Here is a 14,617-nt window from a genome sequence, read left to right as displayed (position 1 = left end):
TCCTGAGGTACGAGATAGTTCTGAGATTCCGCGGACCGCTCACGCCGTGACTGCGACTTTCGCCTCGTCGACGTCTGTGGTCAGCGTCGACGGCTTGCGCAGGAAGACGAACCAGGTGACTGCGATGCAGGCGATGTAGAAGGCCAGGAACACCCAGAAGGCCATGGTCGCCGACTTCGCGGGGCTGCTGTACGACGCGCGCAGCACCAGGTTGATGCCGACGCCGCCCAAACCGCCTACCGCACCGGCAAATCCGATGAGAGCACCGGAGATACTGCGCGACCACGTTGCCTTCTCGCTTCGATCCATGTGGTCGAAGCTCTGAGCCTTCGCCTCGAAGATCGCCGGGATCATCTTGTAAACGGATCCGTTTCCGATGCCGGAGAGCAGGAACAGGGCGATGAATCCGAGAACGAATGTCACCATGATTCCGGCGCTGGCGACGCCCGCGGTGTTGTCGTCCATCGTTCCGGCCGTCACGAGGATCGATGCAGCGAATGCCATGGCGACAAACGTCCACATGGTGATCTTGCCGCCGCCGATCCGGTCGGCCAGTTTGCCGCCGAGGGGCCGGGCGATCGAACCGAGGAGCGGACCGATGAAGGCGATCTGTGCTGCATGCAGCGCGGCCGCGGCCGGAGTGGCACCGCCGGCGAGGAAGTTGATCTGCAGAACCTGACCGAAGGCGAAGCTGAATCCGATGAAGGAACCGAACGTACCGATGTACAGGAAGCTGATCACCCACGACTCGGAGAACTTGAGTGCCTTGGCCATCGAGCGCAGGTCCGACTTCTGGTTGCCCAGGTTGTCCATGAACAGCGCGGCACCGACGGCAGCAGCGGCAATGAACACGAGATAGACAGCGCACACGATCCACGGAGCACGGTTACCGACGGTGGCGATCACCAGCAGACCGATCAGCTGGATCATCGGTACACCGATGTTGCCGCCGCCGGCATTGAGACCGAGCGCCCACCCCTTGAGGCGTTGCGGGTAGAAGGCATTGATGTTGGTCATCGACGACGCGAAGTTGCCGCCGCCGATACCTGCAGTGGCCGCTACCAACATGAACGTGGTGTACGACGCACCCGGGTTCATCATCAGGTAGAGCGTGAGAAGTGTTGGTACGAAGAGGAACAGCGCACTCATGACGGTCCAGTTACGACCGCCGAACCGTGCGGTGGCAACCGTGTATGGAATGCGGAGGACCGACCCGACAAGTGTGGGCACTGCGACGAGGAAGAACTTTCCGGCCGCGTCGATGCCGTAGATATCCGTCGGCATGAACAACACCATCACGGACCAGATCGACCAGATCGAGAAGCCGACGTGTTCGGCTACCACTGACCAGATCAGGTTCCGCTTCGCGATGTCCTTGCCGCCGGATTCCCAGGCGTCGACGTCCTCTGCATCCCAATGCTCGATGTAATGACTCACCAGGGCCTCCTGAATATGTTGGAGACCCAAAGGTAGAAAACGGTTATTGCGCCGGTGCTGCGTGCGATGACCGCGAAGTCAATTGATCCTCACCCGGTAACAAGACCGGGTGTGAGCTAGTTTTTCGCAGGTGCGTGCCAGGAATCCTCGAGCATCCGAGGCTTGCATGCCTGGTAGGCGCCCAGGAGCACCACGATCACCGCGACGACGAGCAGGCCGAACGGCGCAGCGTATCCACCGGACACGTCGTGGAAAACGCCGAACAGGAGCGGACCGAGGCAGGCAACGGAGTAGCCGATGCCCTGGGTGAAGCCGGACAGTGCCGAGGAACCGATGTGCGAACGAGTACGCAGGTTGATCAGCGTGAGCGACATCGGGAACGTGCTCGGACCGAGGCCCAGGACGACAACCCATACGACCGGCGCCGCCATCGGGGCAAAGTACAGCCCGCCCATGCCGACCAGGTAGCAGACGGCACACGCGATCACGACAGGGAATGGATTGGCCATGCGGGCGCACAGCGTCGGTGCACCGAAAGCTGCGACGAGCCCGATCACCGAGAACATTCCGACCATCGTTCCGCCGAAGGCATCACTGGCTCCGGCGTCACGAAGGATCGAGGGAATCCACGTGAACATCGAATACGTGATCAGTGAGGTCATGCCGAACATGCCGGCCATCCCCCAGGCCACGGGAGAACGCCAGACCTGACCGCGTGGCTGTTCTGCCACTGCCGCAACCGAATCCGATGCATTCTCGACGGACCCGGCTTCGTTCGCGCGAGCCTTGCGCGAACGAGCGAGGGTGATCAACCACGGCACTGCTGCGGCGAAGCCGAAGGCGGACCACCAGCCGATCGAGAACCGCCACCCGAAGGCGTCGGCAACCGGGACTGCGACGAACGCCGGAACGATGGTGCCGATCTGCACGGCCACGATGTAGACCGAACTCATGGTGGCGAGGCGATCCGAGAAGTACCGCTTGACCAACGGCGGGATCACGACATTGCCGATTCCCATGCCTGCCAGTGCCAAAGCCGAGAGGGCCAGCAACGACCATGTCTGAGACATCATGGCGCGCAACAGCATTCCGACGCCGGCCATGAGCATCGCGACGAGGGCCGTTCGCTCGAGCCCGATACGTTTCGCGATGGCGGGAGTGATGAGACCGAAGATGGCGAACATTGCGGTCGGAACCATGCCGAAGACACCGACGATCGAGGCGGAGAAGCCGATCTCGTCGCGAATCTCGGCCGCCAAGGGCGAGAACGAGGTCACCGCAAGTCGAAGTACGAGCGCAGACATCGCAATCGCAGCGAAAACGAGCACACGGCCTTGTATCAACGAGCGGGTTTCGGTTCTCTCCAGTTGAGCAGTCACCGGGAAATCATAGGATGACCGGACGAACTCGCACAAGCGCGGTAATCTAACGTCACATTCACACCACTTACCCGGACCCGAGGAAACAACCACGTGCAACCCGTTCGACGCGCAAGTCTCATCTCGCAGGTCACCGAACAACTCCGCAACGAGATCCGGAGCGGAACCTGGCCGATCGGTTCCAAAATCCCCACCGAACCGGAACTGTCTGAGCTGACCGGGACCGGTCGCAATACCGTGCGCGAGGCGGTCCAGGCGCTCGTTCACGCCGGAATGCTGGAACGTCGTCAGGGATCGGGCACCTACGTCGTTGCTGTCTCCGACCTCGGTGGCACTCTCGGCAACTACTTTGCCGGCGCCCACCAACGGGACGTACTCGAACTTCGGCGCGCACTCGACATCACCGCGGCCACCCTCGCCGCCGCACGGCGAACCGAAGACGACATCGCCGAACTGACGCGACTACTCGAGCTTCGCACCGCGTCATGGGAGGGTCAGGACATCGACGCTGCCACCACCGCGGACGTCGCCCTGCACCGAGCAATCGTCGCGGCCAGCCACAACGAGGTCTACCTGGAGTTCTACGACTCCCTGCTCCCCGTCATCGAGACCACGATCCAACAGCACATCGATGCAACCGGCGAAGGATTCCACTCGCAGCACGCAAACCTCGTCAACGCTGTCGTCGACGGAAACACCGTGGCCGCCTCGAACGCCGCACGCGAGCTGTTCGAGGGCCTGGTCTCGGACTTCGGTACCGGCACCCCGATCTAGAGCAGCAAGCGCACGATGTCGGAAGTACGGGCCAACCCCGGGAACGCGTCCGCCGTCGAGCGCGGATGCAGAACATGAACTGCCAGGCGGAACATCACCGCACGTAGAAGCATCTGCGGCCACTCGGGGAGATCTTCCCACCGGCCGACCAGTGCCTCGTCGGCACCGCCCCACGAGATCGCGTCGACCACAGCGACGGCAGCGGCCCACGCAGCCGGTCGCCAATACGGCGTGATGTCGGTGATTCCGGGGGCCATACTGCCCGAGAACAGCACCGTCCCGAACAGATCGCCGTGCACGAGCTGGTCCGGGCTCTGCACCGGCTTCCGCAAAGTAGCGAGCCCGGCAATCAGTTCCAGACTTTTGCGACCGTCAGGAGTGGGCGTCTCGAGTTGCTCGACGCCCTTCGCGATCCTCAGCGGAACCGTTTCCCATGCCGCGCGATCAGCGGCGACGAATACGTCGACCTCGGCCCACGGCGGCACCGGCGGTTGTGCAAGGAAGCGCGGGCGCTCGAGCGAGGCCGTCGCCGCATGCAGTCGACAGGACATCGAGACCACTTCGTCGTGACGTGGTTCCGGCGATCCGACGATGAATGTGTCAGCGCGCCAGCCCGAGACGACGTAACGACCGTCAGTCGAACGCACCGGTCGAGCCAGCCGAACGCCGTCGACTTCGAGGTTCTCTCGCACCTTCGCCGACCACGCTGCGCGGGCATGATCCGCGACTGCTGAAAGGACGACGTCTCCACACAGCCACCCGCCGTCCCAATCCGCACCGAGTGGGATGGGATCGACTTCACGGAGGCCGAAGGTGGAGCACACGTGCTGGGGAGGTTGGCCTGTGCTCACACCCCAACGCTACCGGTGCGCGGCGCCGCCTCCCGCGAGGCGCGCCTAGTAGACCGGCAGACTCGCATCCACCTGGTTCGCCCAGGCGATCGCGCCGCCTTGAACGTGAACTGCGTCGGAGAAACCGGCGTTCTTGAGAAAGGCCAGTGCCTCGGCCGAACGAATGCCGGTTTTGCAGTACAGAACTATCTGCTTGTTCTGCGGCAACGTCGCCAGAGCTTCACCGGAAAGGATGCGGTCCTTCGGGATCAGCACCGCCCCCGGCAGATGCATGATGTCCCATTCAACCGGTTCTCGTACGTCTACCAGCTCGATCGATCGTCCCTCGCCGATCATGGCCTCCAGCTCCGGCGCCGTGATCGTCGAGCCGACAGCAGCAGCGCTCGCCTCTTCGGACACGACACCGCAGAACGCGTCGTAGTCGATCAAGGCGGTGACCGGCACGCGGGTCGGATCACGCTGAAGGCGGATCGTCCGGAACGTCATCGCAAGAGCGTCGTAGATCATCAGGCGCCCGAGAAGCGGTTCGCCGATCCCTGTGATGAGCTTGACCGCCTCGGTCGCCATGATCGAACCGACGGTCGCAGGCAGGACTCCGAGCACACCACCCTCGGCGCACGAGGGGACCATGCCGGGCGGCGGCGCCTCCGGGTAAAGATCGCGATAATTCAGTCCCGCGCCGTCCGGGGCGTCTTCCCAGAAGACCGAGACCTGCCCTTCGAAGCGGTAGATCGAGCCCCACACGTACGGCTTTCCGGCGATGACGGCGGCATCGTTGACGAGGTACCGCGTCGCGAAGTTGTCCGTACCGTCCAGGATCAGGTCGTACTCCGAGAACAGTTCGACCGCGTTGGAGTTGTCCAGGCGGAATTCGTGCAACCGGACGTCGACGTGCTCGTTTATCTCGAGAATCGACTCCTTCGCGCTGACCGCCTTCGGGCGTCCGACGTCGGAGCGTCCGTGAATCACCTGACGCTGCAGGTTCGACATGTCGACCTCGTCGAACTCGACGATCCCGATGGTGCCCACTCCTGCGGCCGCGAGATAGAGCAGTGCAGGCGAACCCAATCCACCGGCGCCGATGAACAGGACTCGCGCATTCTTGAGCCGCTTCTGGCCGGTCATGCCCACGTTCGGGATGATCAGGTGCCGGCTGTATCTGGCAACTTCCTCCCGGCTCAACTCGGCTGCCGGCTCCACCAGTGGTGGCAATACGACGGGTGTTGCAGACACCGCGAAACACTCCTAGTTCAAGACGAGATCAGGGATTCTCGATCCGGTCACGCTCGGGGGTACGGCCACGGATTGAAGCGGCACGTGAGTCCGTTCATCGGAACGACGCCCTCGGGATCAAGCCTAGCGATGTCGTTGTTCGCGGTTCCGAAGGTCTGCTGCATCATGATCGGTGCGAGTCCGCCTTCGGTCTCGCACGGCTGATGAGCGGCGTATCCGATGGCATGGCCGACCTCGTGATTGATCTGATACTGCCGATACGAGCCGATGTCACCCTGGAACGAAATGGCGCCTCGCACCCATCGCGGTTCGTTGAGCAGGACTCGGTCCATGCTCGGGTTGTAGCAGGATCCTTCGAGTTCGATCTCGTATCCGCAGCCTTCACGGATAGTCATCTGCGAGGTCAAGGAGATCCGGAAGTCCGGCTCGCCCGCGTCGACGCGCCGGAACGCGACCTTGGGATCATTGGTCCAACTCTTCGGATTTGCCAGCGTCTGATCGACCATGCGTCCGTACGATTCGTCACCGCCGAAACCGGTCGTGTCGACGCCGTCCTCGATCTCGACCGTGTACGTGAACTCGCGTTCGGTTCCCTGTCCGACCTTGCCCGTCGTACCCGGTACGACGTGCCACGTTCCGCCGCCCGCGACGGTGAACGGACCACCGTCGGGGAGAGCGCCGGACGGTATCGACGACGCAAAGGTTCCGTCTCCGGCCGGCGGCGCACCGATGACGTCGGTTCCGTCGGTGCTGTGTGCGAGGTCGGCAGTAGCCGACGTCTTGCTCGCGGTGTCTGTGGCGTCCGGACGTACTGCGTCGACGATCACAAGGATGGTGAGCACCACGAGAACCGGAATCGCGTAGGCCCGCCAACCGTATGTCGAGACGAAGCGCCCGAGCTTGCTCTGCTTTCGCGCTGCCCGGTCCGGCCGCGGATTACGCGGGGTTCGGCCCACTTCTCGTTTGGTCGGATCCCACTGGGCACGCAAGGGCTGATGGGAGGAAATGCCGCGATAGTCGCGTTCGCCGTAGGCACGATCATCCGGCACCTCTGGCCGACGTTCGTCGCGGGGCGCTCCAGTTCCGCTACGCATTCGACGTTCCTCACGTTCAGGGTTCTGCGTAGTTCGTCCACGCATGCGCGGTCCCCCTGGGTCAGTCACGTCGTCCAGAATCTCACACACGGCAAGTCGCTCGCCCGGGCTGACCGAAACATGCTGGTCCTGGCGTGTCATGGCAACCCGTCCTGTAACGAGAAAGACCGCTGGTCTCGCTCACCGAGGCACGCGCGACTCGCCCGGGCGACACACGGTATCGTTCATTCGGCTACGACCGGTGTGACGGAGGATACTGGCGGGTACGCACACGCGACTCGCGGATCCGCGCGCCGACCGAATTTACTTTTGCTCAGATTGGAAGCGACATGACAGAACTCGCGGATCGGACAGACTCCGATCGCGGTACAACGGCTGGCAAGCCTGCCGGAACACGTCGCAGCACCCGACTCCCCCGCGATGCGCGCCGCCTCCAGCTCCTCGCAGCTGCAAGTGAGGTATTCGTCGCGAACGGGTACCACTCGGCCGGCATGGACGAGATCGCCGAGTGTGCCGGTGTCAGCAAGCCAGTCCTGTACCAACACTTTCCAGGCAAGCTCGAACTGTATGTCGCAGTCCTGCAGAGTTATGTCGACAGCCTCATCTCGGGTGTACGCCAGGCCCTGCGATCGACGACGGACAACAAACAGCGTGTCCGCGCCGCAGTCCAGGCGTTCTTCGACTTCGTCGACAACGACTCGCAGGGCTTCCGCCTCGTGTTCGAGTCCGACATCATGGGCGAACCTCAGGTCCAGACACGCGTCGAACAAGCCACCGAAGCCTGCGTCGACGCCGTGTTCGACCTGGTCAGTCAGGATTCCGGACTCGATCCGTACCGCGCGCGCATTCTTGCGGTCGGTCTGGTCGGTGCCAGCCAGTTCACGGCGCGGTACTGGCTCGAAGCCGCGCGGCCGATCCCCAAGGAAGAGGCCGTGGAAATCACCGTGACACTGGCGTGGGGCGGTCTCTCACACGTGCCGCTGCAGGCCGAAACCAAGTAACCGGAACCCGAACGAGAATGGGCGGGCAGTCTCACGACTGCCCGCCCATTCTGCTGTTACAGCTACGCGTCAGACGGTAGGCGCGAATCCGACCTTGCGGATATCGGACGGACCGATCTCCACGTACGCCACACGAGAAGCCTGCACCAGGAACTTGCGGCCCTTGTCGTCGACGAGAGCCAGAACCGGCTCGCGGCCACCGAGGACAGCCGCGACCAGTGTCTCGACCTCGTCAGGGGTCTGTTCGCTGTTGACGATGAGCTCACGCGGGCTGTCGATTACACCGATCTTGACCTCCACGGTCAACCTCCGAACTGTTCGTGAATTACATCCGTTGTCGACGCAAGGCTAATGCAGCAGCGACCGCCCACGCTCCTCTGCACGCTGTGCCCAGAGCGAACAGGCACCTAGACGAGTCCGAGAATCGCCATCCGCTCGGCGTGCTTTGCCTGCATACCGTCGAACAACGCGACAACTCCGTTGAGGTCACCCGAGGCCGAGATCACCAGATCCGTGAGGTCCTCACGCTGCGCCAGCACGAACTGTGCCTGCGTGATTGCTTCACCCAGTAGACGGCGCCCCCACAACATCAGCCGGTCCTTGGCGCGGGTGCTGGCCTCCACTGCTGCCTTCACCTCGAGCACCACGAACTCCGAGTGGCCCGTCTGGGACAGCACGTCCTCGACGATCTCGGCGACATCCGCCGGGAGGGAGTGCCCGATCTCGCGGTAGAAATCGGCAGCGATTCCGTCGCCGACGTACGCCTTCACGAGCGATTCCAGCCACGTCGACGGTGTCGTCGACGCGTGATAGTTGTCGAGGGCACGAACGAACGGGTCCATGACGGCAAAGATCTCGTGGCCACGTTCCGTCAGCGCCGTTTCCAGAGTCTCGAAGTGGTCCATCTCGGCGGCGGCCATGCTGGCGAACGCCACCTTGCCTCGCAGGTCCGGTGCCATTTGTGCGTCCTCCGCCAACCGGTAGAACGCCGAAATCTCGCCGTAGGCGAGAACGGCAAACAAATCGATCACGCCGGGGTGATCGGAAGCGACTCGGCCTCCGGTTCCAGCGTCCGTCGAAGCATCAAGATCGTGTGCGCCCATGACTACGAACTGTAGTGCTTCGACGGCCGACGCGACCGCCAAGGACCGCATGTCCGATTCGGTGATCTTCGACATGTCATCGCGAGAGGCGGACAACGTGCAGCTACAATGGTCTTGGGAGTTCGCCGGTTCCCCCGGCTCTTATGGTTAGCCGGGACGGCTGCTTTAGGTCAGCCGACACGACTGTGCTCACGCGGACCCCACCGATAATGTGCGCGCACCTGCATCGACGGTTGTTGCCCGCTTCGCCGAGATCTCCGGACGGTTCGAATTCGTCCGAGTGGAATTCAGTGCTGAGGCGTAGGCATGACCGAAGAAAAAGAGGGCATCGACATCGGCCGATTTACGGCCTGGCCCCTTACCTTGTGCGTGCGTACCGCCACGAGGAAAGGCTAGTCCCCTGAGCAAGATCACTGTCGACCATGAAGACGAAGCAACCGAGAACACCGTTTCCGTCCAGCTCGACGACACCCATGTACCCCCGAGCTTCGCCGAACTCGGTGTCCGCGACGAAATCGTCCGCGCACTGAACGAGATCGGCATCGAGCGCACCTTCGCCATCCAGGAACTCACCCTTCCGTTGGCTCTCGCCGGTGACGACCTCATCGGTCAGGCCCGCACCGGAATGGGCAAGACCTTCGGTTTCGGCGTCCCGCTCCTGCATCGCATCGTCACCGCCGAGAACGGCACGGCTGTCCTCGACGGCACGCCACGCGCTCTGATCATCGTTCCCACCCGCGAGCTGTGCATCCAGGTCGCTCGCGACCTCGAGAACGCCAGCAAGTACCTCCGAGTCGGCGACCGAGGCCTCCAGGTTCTGCCCATCTACGGCGGTCGGCCGTACGAGGCGCAGATCTCGGCACTGCAGAAGGGCGTCGACGTTGTCGTCGGCACCCCGGGTCGCCTGCTCGACCTCGCCAACCAGTCGCACCTGATCCTGGGCAAAGTGGGCGTTCTCGTCCTCGACGAGGCCGACGAAATGCTCGACCTCGGATTCCTCCCCGACATCGAACGCCTCATGGGCATGGTCCCCGACAAGCGTCAGACGATGCTCTTCTCCGCCACGATGCCCGGCCCGATCATCACCCTGGCTCGCACCTTCCTGACGCAGCCGACGCACATCCGCGCCGAGGAAGCCGAATCCTCCGCAGTGCACGACCGCACGAGCCAGCACATCTACCGTGCGCACGCTCTCGACAAGGCCGAGATGGTCGCCCGTGTTCTGCAGGCCGAAGGCCGCGGCGCGACGATGATCTTCACCCGCACCAAGCGCACAGCCCAGAAAGTCGCCGACGATCTCGCCGAGCGCGGCTTCTCCGTCGGTGCCGTCCACGGTGACCTCGGACAGATTGCCCGCGAGAAGGCCCTGAAGGGCTTCCGCAACGGCAAGGTCGACGTGTTGGTCGCTACCGACGTCGCCGCACGCGGCATCGACATCGACGACGTCACCCACGTCATCAACTACCAGTGCCCCGAGGACGAGAAGACCTACGTCCACCGCATCGGTCGTACCGGCCGCGCCGGACGCACCGGCATCGCTGTCACGCTGGTCGACTGGGACGACATTCCTCGCTGGCAGCTCATCGACAAGGCACTGAGCCTCGGAATCCCCGATCCGGTCGAGACGTACTCGAGCTCGCCGCACCTCTACGAAGAGTTGTCGATTCCGGCCGATGCCAAGGGCACTGTTCGCAAGGCCAAGCCCGCCCCTGAGAAGGCTGCAACCGACAAGGCAGCAACGGACAAAGCGGACGCGCCGAAGACGGCCGACGCCGACGGCAACGAAGAGAAGGCCGCGCCTCGTCGCAACCGGACTCGCCGCCGTACCCGCGCCGGTGCTTCGACCGACGCCACGACGTCCACCACCGCCGGCGCCACCACAGCTCCCCCTTCGGCACCGGCGGCAACCGCTACCGAGAACTCGGACGAAGACGGAGCGGCCAAGCCGCGTCGCCGTCGGCGTCGTCGCCCCGCGGCTTCCGCGACGGCAGGCGCCGCAGAGTAAGCTGCCGATGTGCTGGCTCCCGAAAGGCGTACTCGCTCAGATGTGATCGGTGCGCTGGCAATCGCGCTGGCAGTAATCGTGGCGGTGACCGTGGTGTGGTTGCGCAGTGATGCGCGCGGAACCACCTCGGTCACCGCCGAATCTCCACTCCCACCTCTGTCGACGTCGGTGTTGTTACCCGACATCCTGAAGCAGGCGTGGGAATCTCCCAGTGCCGACTCGACGGCACCGATCACCGTCGGAAATGCCGTCGTCACCGCCGACGGTTCCGAAGTGATCGGCCGCGACCCGGCAACAGGCGAAGAAGTGTGGCGATACGCGCGCAACATTCCCCTGTGCGGTGCGATCGGTTCGTGGGATCGCGTCGTCAGCGTCTATCAGGACGATCGCGGTTGCTCTCAGGTCACGTCACTGGTCGCCGACACCGGCGCCCGAAAGGACCAGCGCAACAGCGACGCCGATTCCGCGGTCACCTTGTCGGCGGACGGCACCTATCTGATCTCACGCGGCAGTGAGCGAATGGAACTGTGGCGCTCGGACCTCGTCCGAACTCTCGAGTACGGCAGGGTCGACGCGAAGGTCAATCCGAACAAGCAACCCCGCACCGGATGCACGCTGCTCGACGCTGCGTCGAGCGCCAACCGAGTCTCGGTACTCGAGCGTTGCCCGGGTGAAGCCTCCAACAGGTTGACGGTGATGAACCCCGCACCGAAGGACGCCCAGGAACCCGAAGAGTACGGATCCTCGATTCTCCTCGACTCCGAAGGCGCCCGCCTGCTTGCCGTGGCCGGCGAGAAGACGGCCGTCTACCTCCCTGCCGCCAACGGAACCGCTTCTCGCATCACCATTTTCGACGGAACCGGCAATCCGATCGTCGACTATCCGATCGAGGGAGCGGTGACCGAAGGGGCCCGCACCCACGCCGACAAAGCTTCGATCACCTGGTGGACCGGCTCGCAGACCGTCAACCTCCGCCTGAGCGATCTGGCTCCGACGTGGATAGTCAACGGAACGTCCGGGCCCGGAAGCATGGTCGCCGGTCAGATGCTCATCCCCGTTCCGGGCGGCATTGCAGCCGTCAGCCCGTCGGACGGAGCGGTGCAGCGCATGATCGCAGTCGACCGCGGTGAGACGACGACGCCGATCGTGCTCGCCAGTGCGGGCGAGACGATTCTGGAACAGCGCGGCGATACCTTGTTCGCGCTGCGCTAGAAGCTCTCACCTTCCTCAGAGCGCCAGTTCCGGCGCGAAAGTCACGACTTCATTTCCAGCCCAATGCTTTACGAGATTGTCGGCGAGTTCTCGATAGGCATCCGCGCCCTTGTTCTTTCGCCCGGCAAGGACCGTCGCGCCGGAAGCAGAGGCCTCGGCGAACTTGACGGTCCGTGGAATCGGCGGCGCCAGAACGGCGAGGGAGTAGCGGTCACTGACGTCAGCGAGTACGTCGCGACTGTGCGTGGTTCGAGCGTCGTACAGAGTCGGAAGTGCGCCGAGCAGAACAAGATCCGGGTTGGTGATGGCTTGGACTTCACGAACCGTACGCAGCAACTGTCCGACGCCGCGGTGTGCGAGGGTTTCGCATTGCAGTGGAACCAGAACCGACTGCGCCGCAGTCAATCCGTTGAGTGTGAGCACACCCAACGACGGTGGGCAGTCGATGATGATGACGTCGTAAGAACCCAGGAGCGGAGACAGCGCCCGCTTGAGCGCGAACTCTCGACCGGGTCGCATCAGGAGCAGCGCTTCGGCTCCCGCGAGATCGATGGTGGCCGGCAGGAGATCCATACCGTCGTCCGTTTTCAGCACGGCGTCGACCGCGTCGAGATCACCCGCCAGGACCTCGTTGACCGAACGCTCGAGGCGATCCGGGTTGTGTCCGAGCGAGAACGTCAGGCAGCCCTGCGGGTCGAGATCCACCACCAGAACTCGTTGTCCGAGCGCGGACAAAGCCGCACCGAGAGAAGCGACGGTAGTGGTTTTAGCCACGCCGCCCTTTTGATTTGCCACTGCGAGAACCGTCGTCACACGTAGATCCTTGCGCACTTCGCGCCAGGAGGCGAGCTACACACGCGAGGCAGCCTGCAATGATGGTCGACATGACCTCCCAGTCCGCCCCCTCGTCGATCCCCCTCGGTGCTCGCGTCGTACTCATGCGCCACGGTGAAACCGAGTGGGCACGCACCGGGAAACACACGGGCCGGACCGAGGTTCCGCTGACTCCGCTCGGCGAGATGCAGGCAACCGCGACCGGAAATCGCTTACGAACCCTCGACCTCCGGAACCCCATGATTCTGACGAGTCCGCGGCTGCGCGCACAGTTGACGGGTGATCTCGCCGGCCTGCCGGAAGAGCGAACCTGGGATGCACTTTCCGAATGGGACTACGGCGACTACGAAGGCCTCACGACGCCCGAGATCCGCGCAACGGTGCCCGATTGGACCGTCTGGACACACCCGTGCCCCGGCGGCGAGCAGACCGATCAGATCCATGCCCGCACCGACATGGTGCTGTCGATGGTGCGTTCGCAGCTACCCGAGCGGGACGTGATCCTGATCGGGCACGGCCACTTCTCACGCGCGCTCATCGCCCGCTGGCTCGAGCTCCCGGTCACCGAAGGAAAGCGTTTCGCGTTGTTCCCGGGCGCTTACACGGTTCTCGGTTACGAGCACGGCGCCAGCCACCTCGTCCATCACAACGTGCCGCCGCTCGTGGAGGCTTGAGGCTTAAGATTCTCCCCATGATCCGACGCGCCACGCCCGCAGACGTCCAGCCGATCACCGACATGATCTACGAGTTGGCGGACTACCAGAAGGCCCTCGACGAGTGCACCGTGAAGGCGGAACAGATCGGCGAGGCATTGTTCGGGCCGGCCGCGACGGCCTTCGCGCACGTCGCTGTGAATTCGGCTGACGACGTCGTCGGCATGGCGCTGTGGTTCCGCAATTTCTCCACGTGGGACGGCGCCCACGGCATCTACCTCGAAGACCTGTACGTCAAGCCCAGCCAGCGCGGATCAGGCCACGGAAAGGCTCTTCTGGCCGCGCTCGCCAAGGAGTGCACCGACAACGACTACACCCGGCTGTCCTGGTCGGTGCTCAACTGGAACACGCCCTCGATCAAGTTCTACGAGTCACTCGGTGCCGACGCGAAGACGGAGTGGACCACGTATCGCCTGACCGGCACCCACCTCGGAGCTCTTGCCGCCGAAGCTGAGTAGGACTGAAGCAGGGTAGGCGTTCCGTCCTACTTGTCCCGCGGCTCTTCGGTCTCGTCCGGGCGTCCCTCTTCCGGCGACACCTCGTCTGCGTACGCTCCGTACTCCGCTGCCATCCATCGAGACGTCGGAGCCGAGAACAGGCAGCCCAGAGCGCCGAGAACGACGACACCCAGAACGATGCCGAGCGGCACCTGATGCGAATCGGTCAGGAGCGACCAGGCGACCGGCAGGAGCAGCAACTGCGCGACGACGGCGATTGCCCGGCCCCACCGGCGACCCGTCAGCAAAGCGATCCCGGCAGCCAACACCGCGCCGCCGAGGATCGCGACCCAGGCAGCAAATCCGTATCCGTTGGTGACGCTCTGATCGTGGCCGGTCGCGCCGCGAATCACTGCGACGATCGCGAACCCGGCGGCAACCAGCCCTTGCAGCGTCACGAGGGCACCTGCCCATGTGACTGTCTTGGGCAGGGCGTTCGGACTGGCGGTATTCGGCACGAGGCCAGCCTAGAACACGACACCGG

The 14,617-nt window shown here is 63.7% G+C and carries 15 protein-coding genes; 6 read left to right on the top strand and 9 right to left on the bottom strand.

Annotated features, from left to right (window positions below):
• Window positions 1-39: 39 nt before the first annotated feature.
• Both AC3WQS_RS07735 and AC3WQS_RS07730 read right to left on the bottom strand, forming a co-directional pair.
• Window positions 40-1,440, bottom strand: a complete 1,401-nt coding sequence (locus tag AC3WQS_RS07735) for an MFS transporter (protein WP_085989607.1) — start codon at window positions 1,438-1,440, stop codon at window positions 40-42.
• 113 nt (window positions 1,441-1,553) lie between these two features.
• Window positions 1,554-2,816, bottom strand: a complete 1,263-nt coding sequence (locus tag AC3WQS_RS07730) for an MFS transporter (RefSeq protein WP_019747810.1) — start codon at window positions 2,814-2,816, stop codon at window positions 1,554-1,556.
• 93 nt (window positions 2,817-2,909) lie between these two features.
• Between AC3WQS_RS07730 and AC3WQS_RS07725 the strand changes: the two genes are divergently transcribed.
• A complete protein-coding gene (locus AC3WQS_RS07725; RefSeq protein WP_336504751.1) occupies window positions 2,910-3,590 on the top strand; it encodes a FadR/GntR family transcriptional regulator in 681 nt (226 codons plus the stop codon).
• Here AC3WQS_RS07725 and AC3WQS_RS07720 read toward each other — a convergent pair.
• From AC3WQS_RS07720 to AC3WQS_RS07710, 3 genes are read right to left on the bottom strand one after another with little or no spacing between them, the layout of a single operon-like run.
• Entirely contained in the window at window positions 3,587-4,441 is an 855-nt protein-coding gene (locus AC3WQS_RS07720) for a TIGR02569 family protein (RefSeq protein ID WP_007731227.1), read from the bottom strand. The genes AC3WQS_RS07725 and AC3WQS_RS07720 overlap by 4 nt on opposite strands.
• Before the next feature lie 45 nt (window positions 4,442-4,486).
• Complete coding sequence (gene moeZ / locus AC3WQS_RS07715) at window positions 4,487-5,674, bottom strand: adenylyltransferase/sulfurtransferase MoeZ (RefSeq protein ID WP_019747808.1); 1,188 nt, start codon at window positions 5,672-5,674, stop codon at window positions 4,487-4,489.
• A gap of 47 nt (window positions 5,675-5,721) precedes the next feature.
• Window positions 5,722-6,768 carry a DUF3152 domain-containing protein gene (locus AC3WQS_RS07710; RefSeq protein WP_153212496.1) on the bottom strand — a complete coding sequence of 349 codons (1,047 nt, stop codon included), beginning with the start codon at window positions 6,766-6,768 and terminating at the stop codon, window positions 5,722-5,724.
• A gap of 329 nt (window positions 6,769-7,097) precedes the next feature.
• Between AC3WQS_RS07710 and fasR the strand changes: the two genes are divergently transcribed.
• Window positions 7,098-7,769, top strand: coding sequence for an HTH-type transcriptional activator FasR (gene fasR / locus AC3WQS_RS07705; protein ID WP_003942309.1), 672 nt, complete (start codon window positions 7,098-7,100; stop codon window positions 7,767-7,769).
• A 69-nt stretch (window positions 7,770-7,838) separates the two neighbouring features.
• On the opposite strand, the gene AC3WQS_RS07700 is transcribed toward fasR, so the two are convergent.
• The gene (locus AC3WQS_RS07700; protein ID WP_003942312.1) at window positions 7,839-8,069 is read right to left on the bottom strand and encodes a DUF3107 domain-containing protein; all 231 of its coding nucleotides are present in this window, start codon (window positions 8,067-8,069) and stop codon (window positions 7,839-7,841) included.
• Between the two features lie 107 nt (window positions 8,070-8,176).
• Window positions 8,177-8,872 carry a ferritin-like fold-containing protein gene (locus AC3WQS_RS07695; RefSeq protein WP_029255047.1) on the bottom strand — a complete coding sequence of 232 codons (696 nt, stop codon included), beginning with the start codon at window positions 8,870-8,872 and terminating at the stop codon, window positions 8,177-8,179.
• Between the two features lie 400 nt (window positions 8,873-9,272).
• Between AC3WQS_RS07695 and AC3WQS_RS07690 the strand changes: the two genes are divergently transcribed.
• A complete protein-coding gene (locus AC3WQS_RS07690; protein WP_446696447.1) occupies window positions 9,273-10,877 on the top strand; it encodes a DEAD/DEAH box helicase in 1,605 nt (534 codons plus the stop codon).
• Between the two features lie 9 nt (window positions 10,878-10,886).
• Window positions 10,887-12,089, top strand: coding sequence for an Rv3212 family protein (locus tag AC3WQS_RS07685; RefSeq protein ID WP_446696165.1), 1,203 nt, complete (start codon window positions 10,887-10,889; stop codon window positions 12,087-12,089).
• Window positions 12,090-12,104: 15 nt separating this feature from the next.
• Here the strand turns inward: AC3WQS_RS07685 and AC3WQS_RS07680 are convergent, their stop codons facing one another.
• On the bottom strand, window positions 12,105-12,902 hold the full coding sequence (locus tag AC3WQS_RS07680) for a ParA family protein (protein ID WP_003940948.1): 798 nt from the start codon (window positions 12,900-12,902) through the stop codon (window positions 12,105-12,107).
• 71 nt (window positions 12,903-12,973) lie between these two features.
• Here AC3WQS_RS07680 and AC3WQS_RS07675 point away from each other — a divergent pair, with 71 nt between their 5' ends.
• Entirely contained in the window at window positions 12,974-13,597 is a 624-nt protein-coding gene (locus tag AC3WQS_RS07675) for an acid phosphatase (RefSeq protein WP_019747801.1), read from the top strand.
• A 17-nt stretch (window positions 13,598-13,614) separates the two neighbouring features.
• A complete protein-coding gene (locus tag AC3WQS_RS07670) occupies window positions 13,615-14,094 on the top strand; it encodes a GNAT family N-acetyltransferase (protein ID WP_003940724.1) in 480 nt (159 codons plus the stop codon).
• 26 nt (window positions 14,095-14,120) lie between these two features.
• Here the strand turns inward: AC3WQS_RS07670 and AC3WQS_RS07665 are convergent, their stop codons facing one another.
• The gene (locus AC3WQS_RS07665; RefSeq protein WP_019747799.1) at window positions 14,121-14,591 is read right to left on the bottom strand and encodes a membrane protein; all 471 of its coding nucleotides are present in this window, start codon (window positions 14,589-14,591) and stop codon (window positions 14,121-14,123) included.
• Window positions 14,592-14,617 lie beyond the last annotated feature (26 nt).

This window comes from Rhodococcus sp. FW305-130, assembly GCF_058788335.1.
This window is presented reverse-complemented; position numbering and strand designations above follow the sequence as displayed.

What these genes read in the sequence shown, in the direction of transcription:
- AC3WQS_RS07695 (WP_029255047.1), bottom strand. Translation starts at nt 8,872, where the DNA reads ATGGGCGCACACGATCTTGATGCTTCGACGGACGCTGGAACCGGAGGC.
- AC3WQS_RS07670 (WP_003940724.1), top strand. Translation starts at nt 13,615, where the DNA reads ATGATCCGACGCGCCACGCCCGCAGACGTCCAGCCGATCACCGACATG.
- AC3WQS_RS07710 (WP_153212496.1), bottom strand. Translation starts at nt 6,768, where the DNA reads ATGCGTAGCGGAACTGGAGCGCCCCGCGACGAACGTCGGCCAGAGGTG.
- fasR (WP_003942309.1), top strand. Translation starts at nt 7,098, where the DNA reads ATGACAGAACTCGCGGATCGGACAGACTCCGATCGCGGTACAACGGCT.
- AC3WQS_RS07675 (WP_019747801.1), top strand. Translation starts at nt 12,974, where the DNA reads ATGACCTCCCAGTCCGCCCCCTCGTCGATCCCCCTCGGTGCTCGCGTC.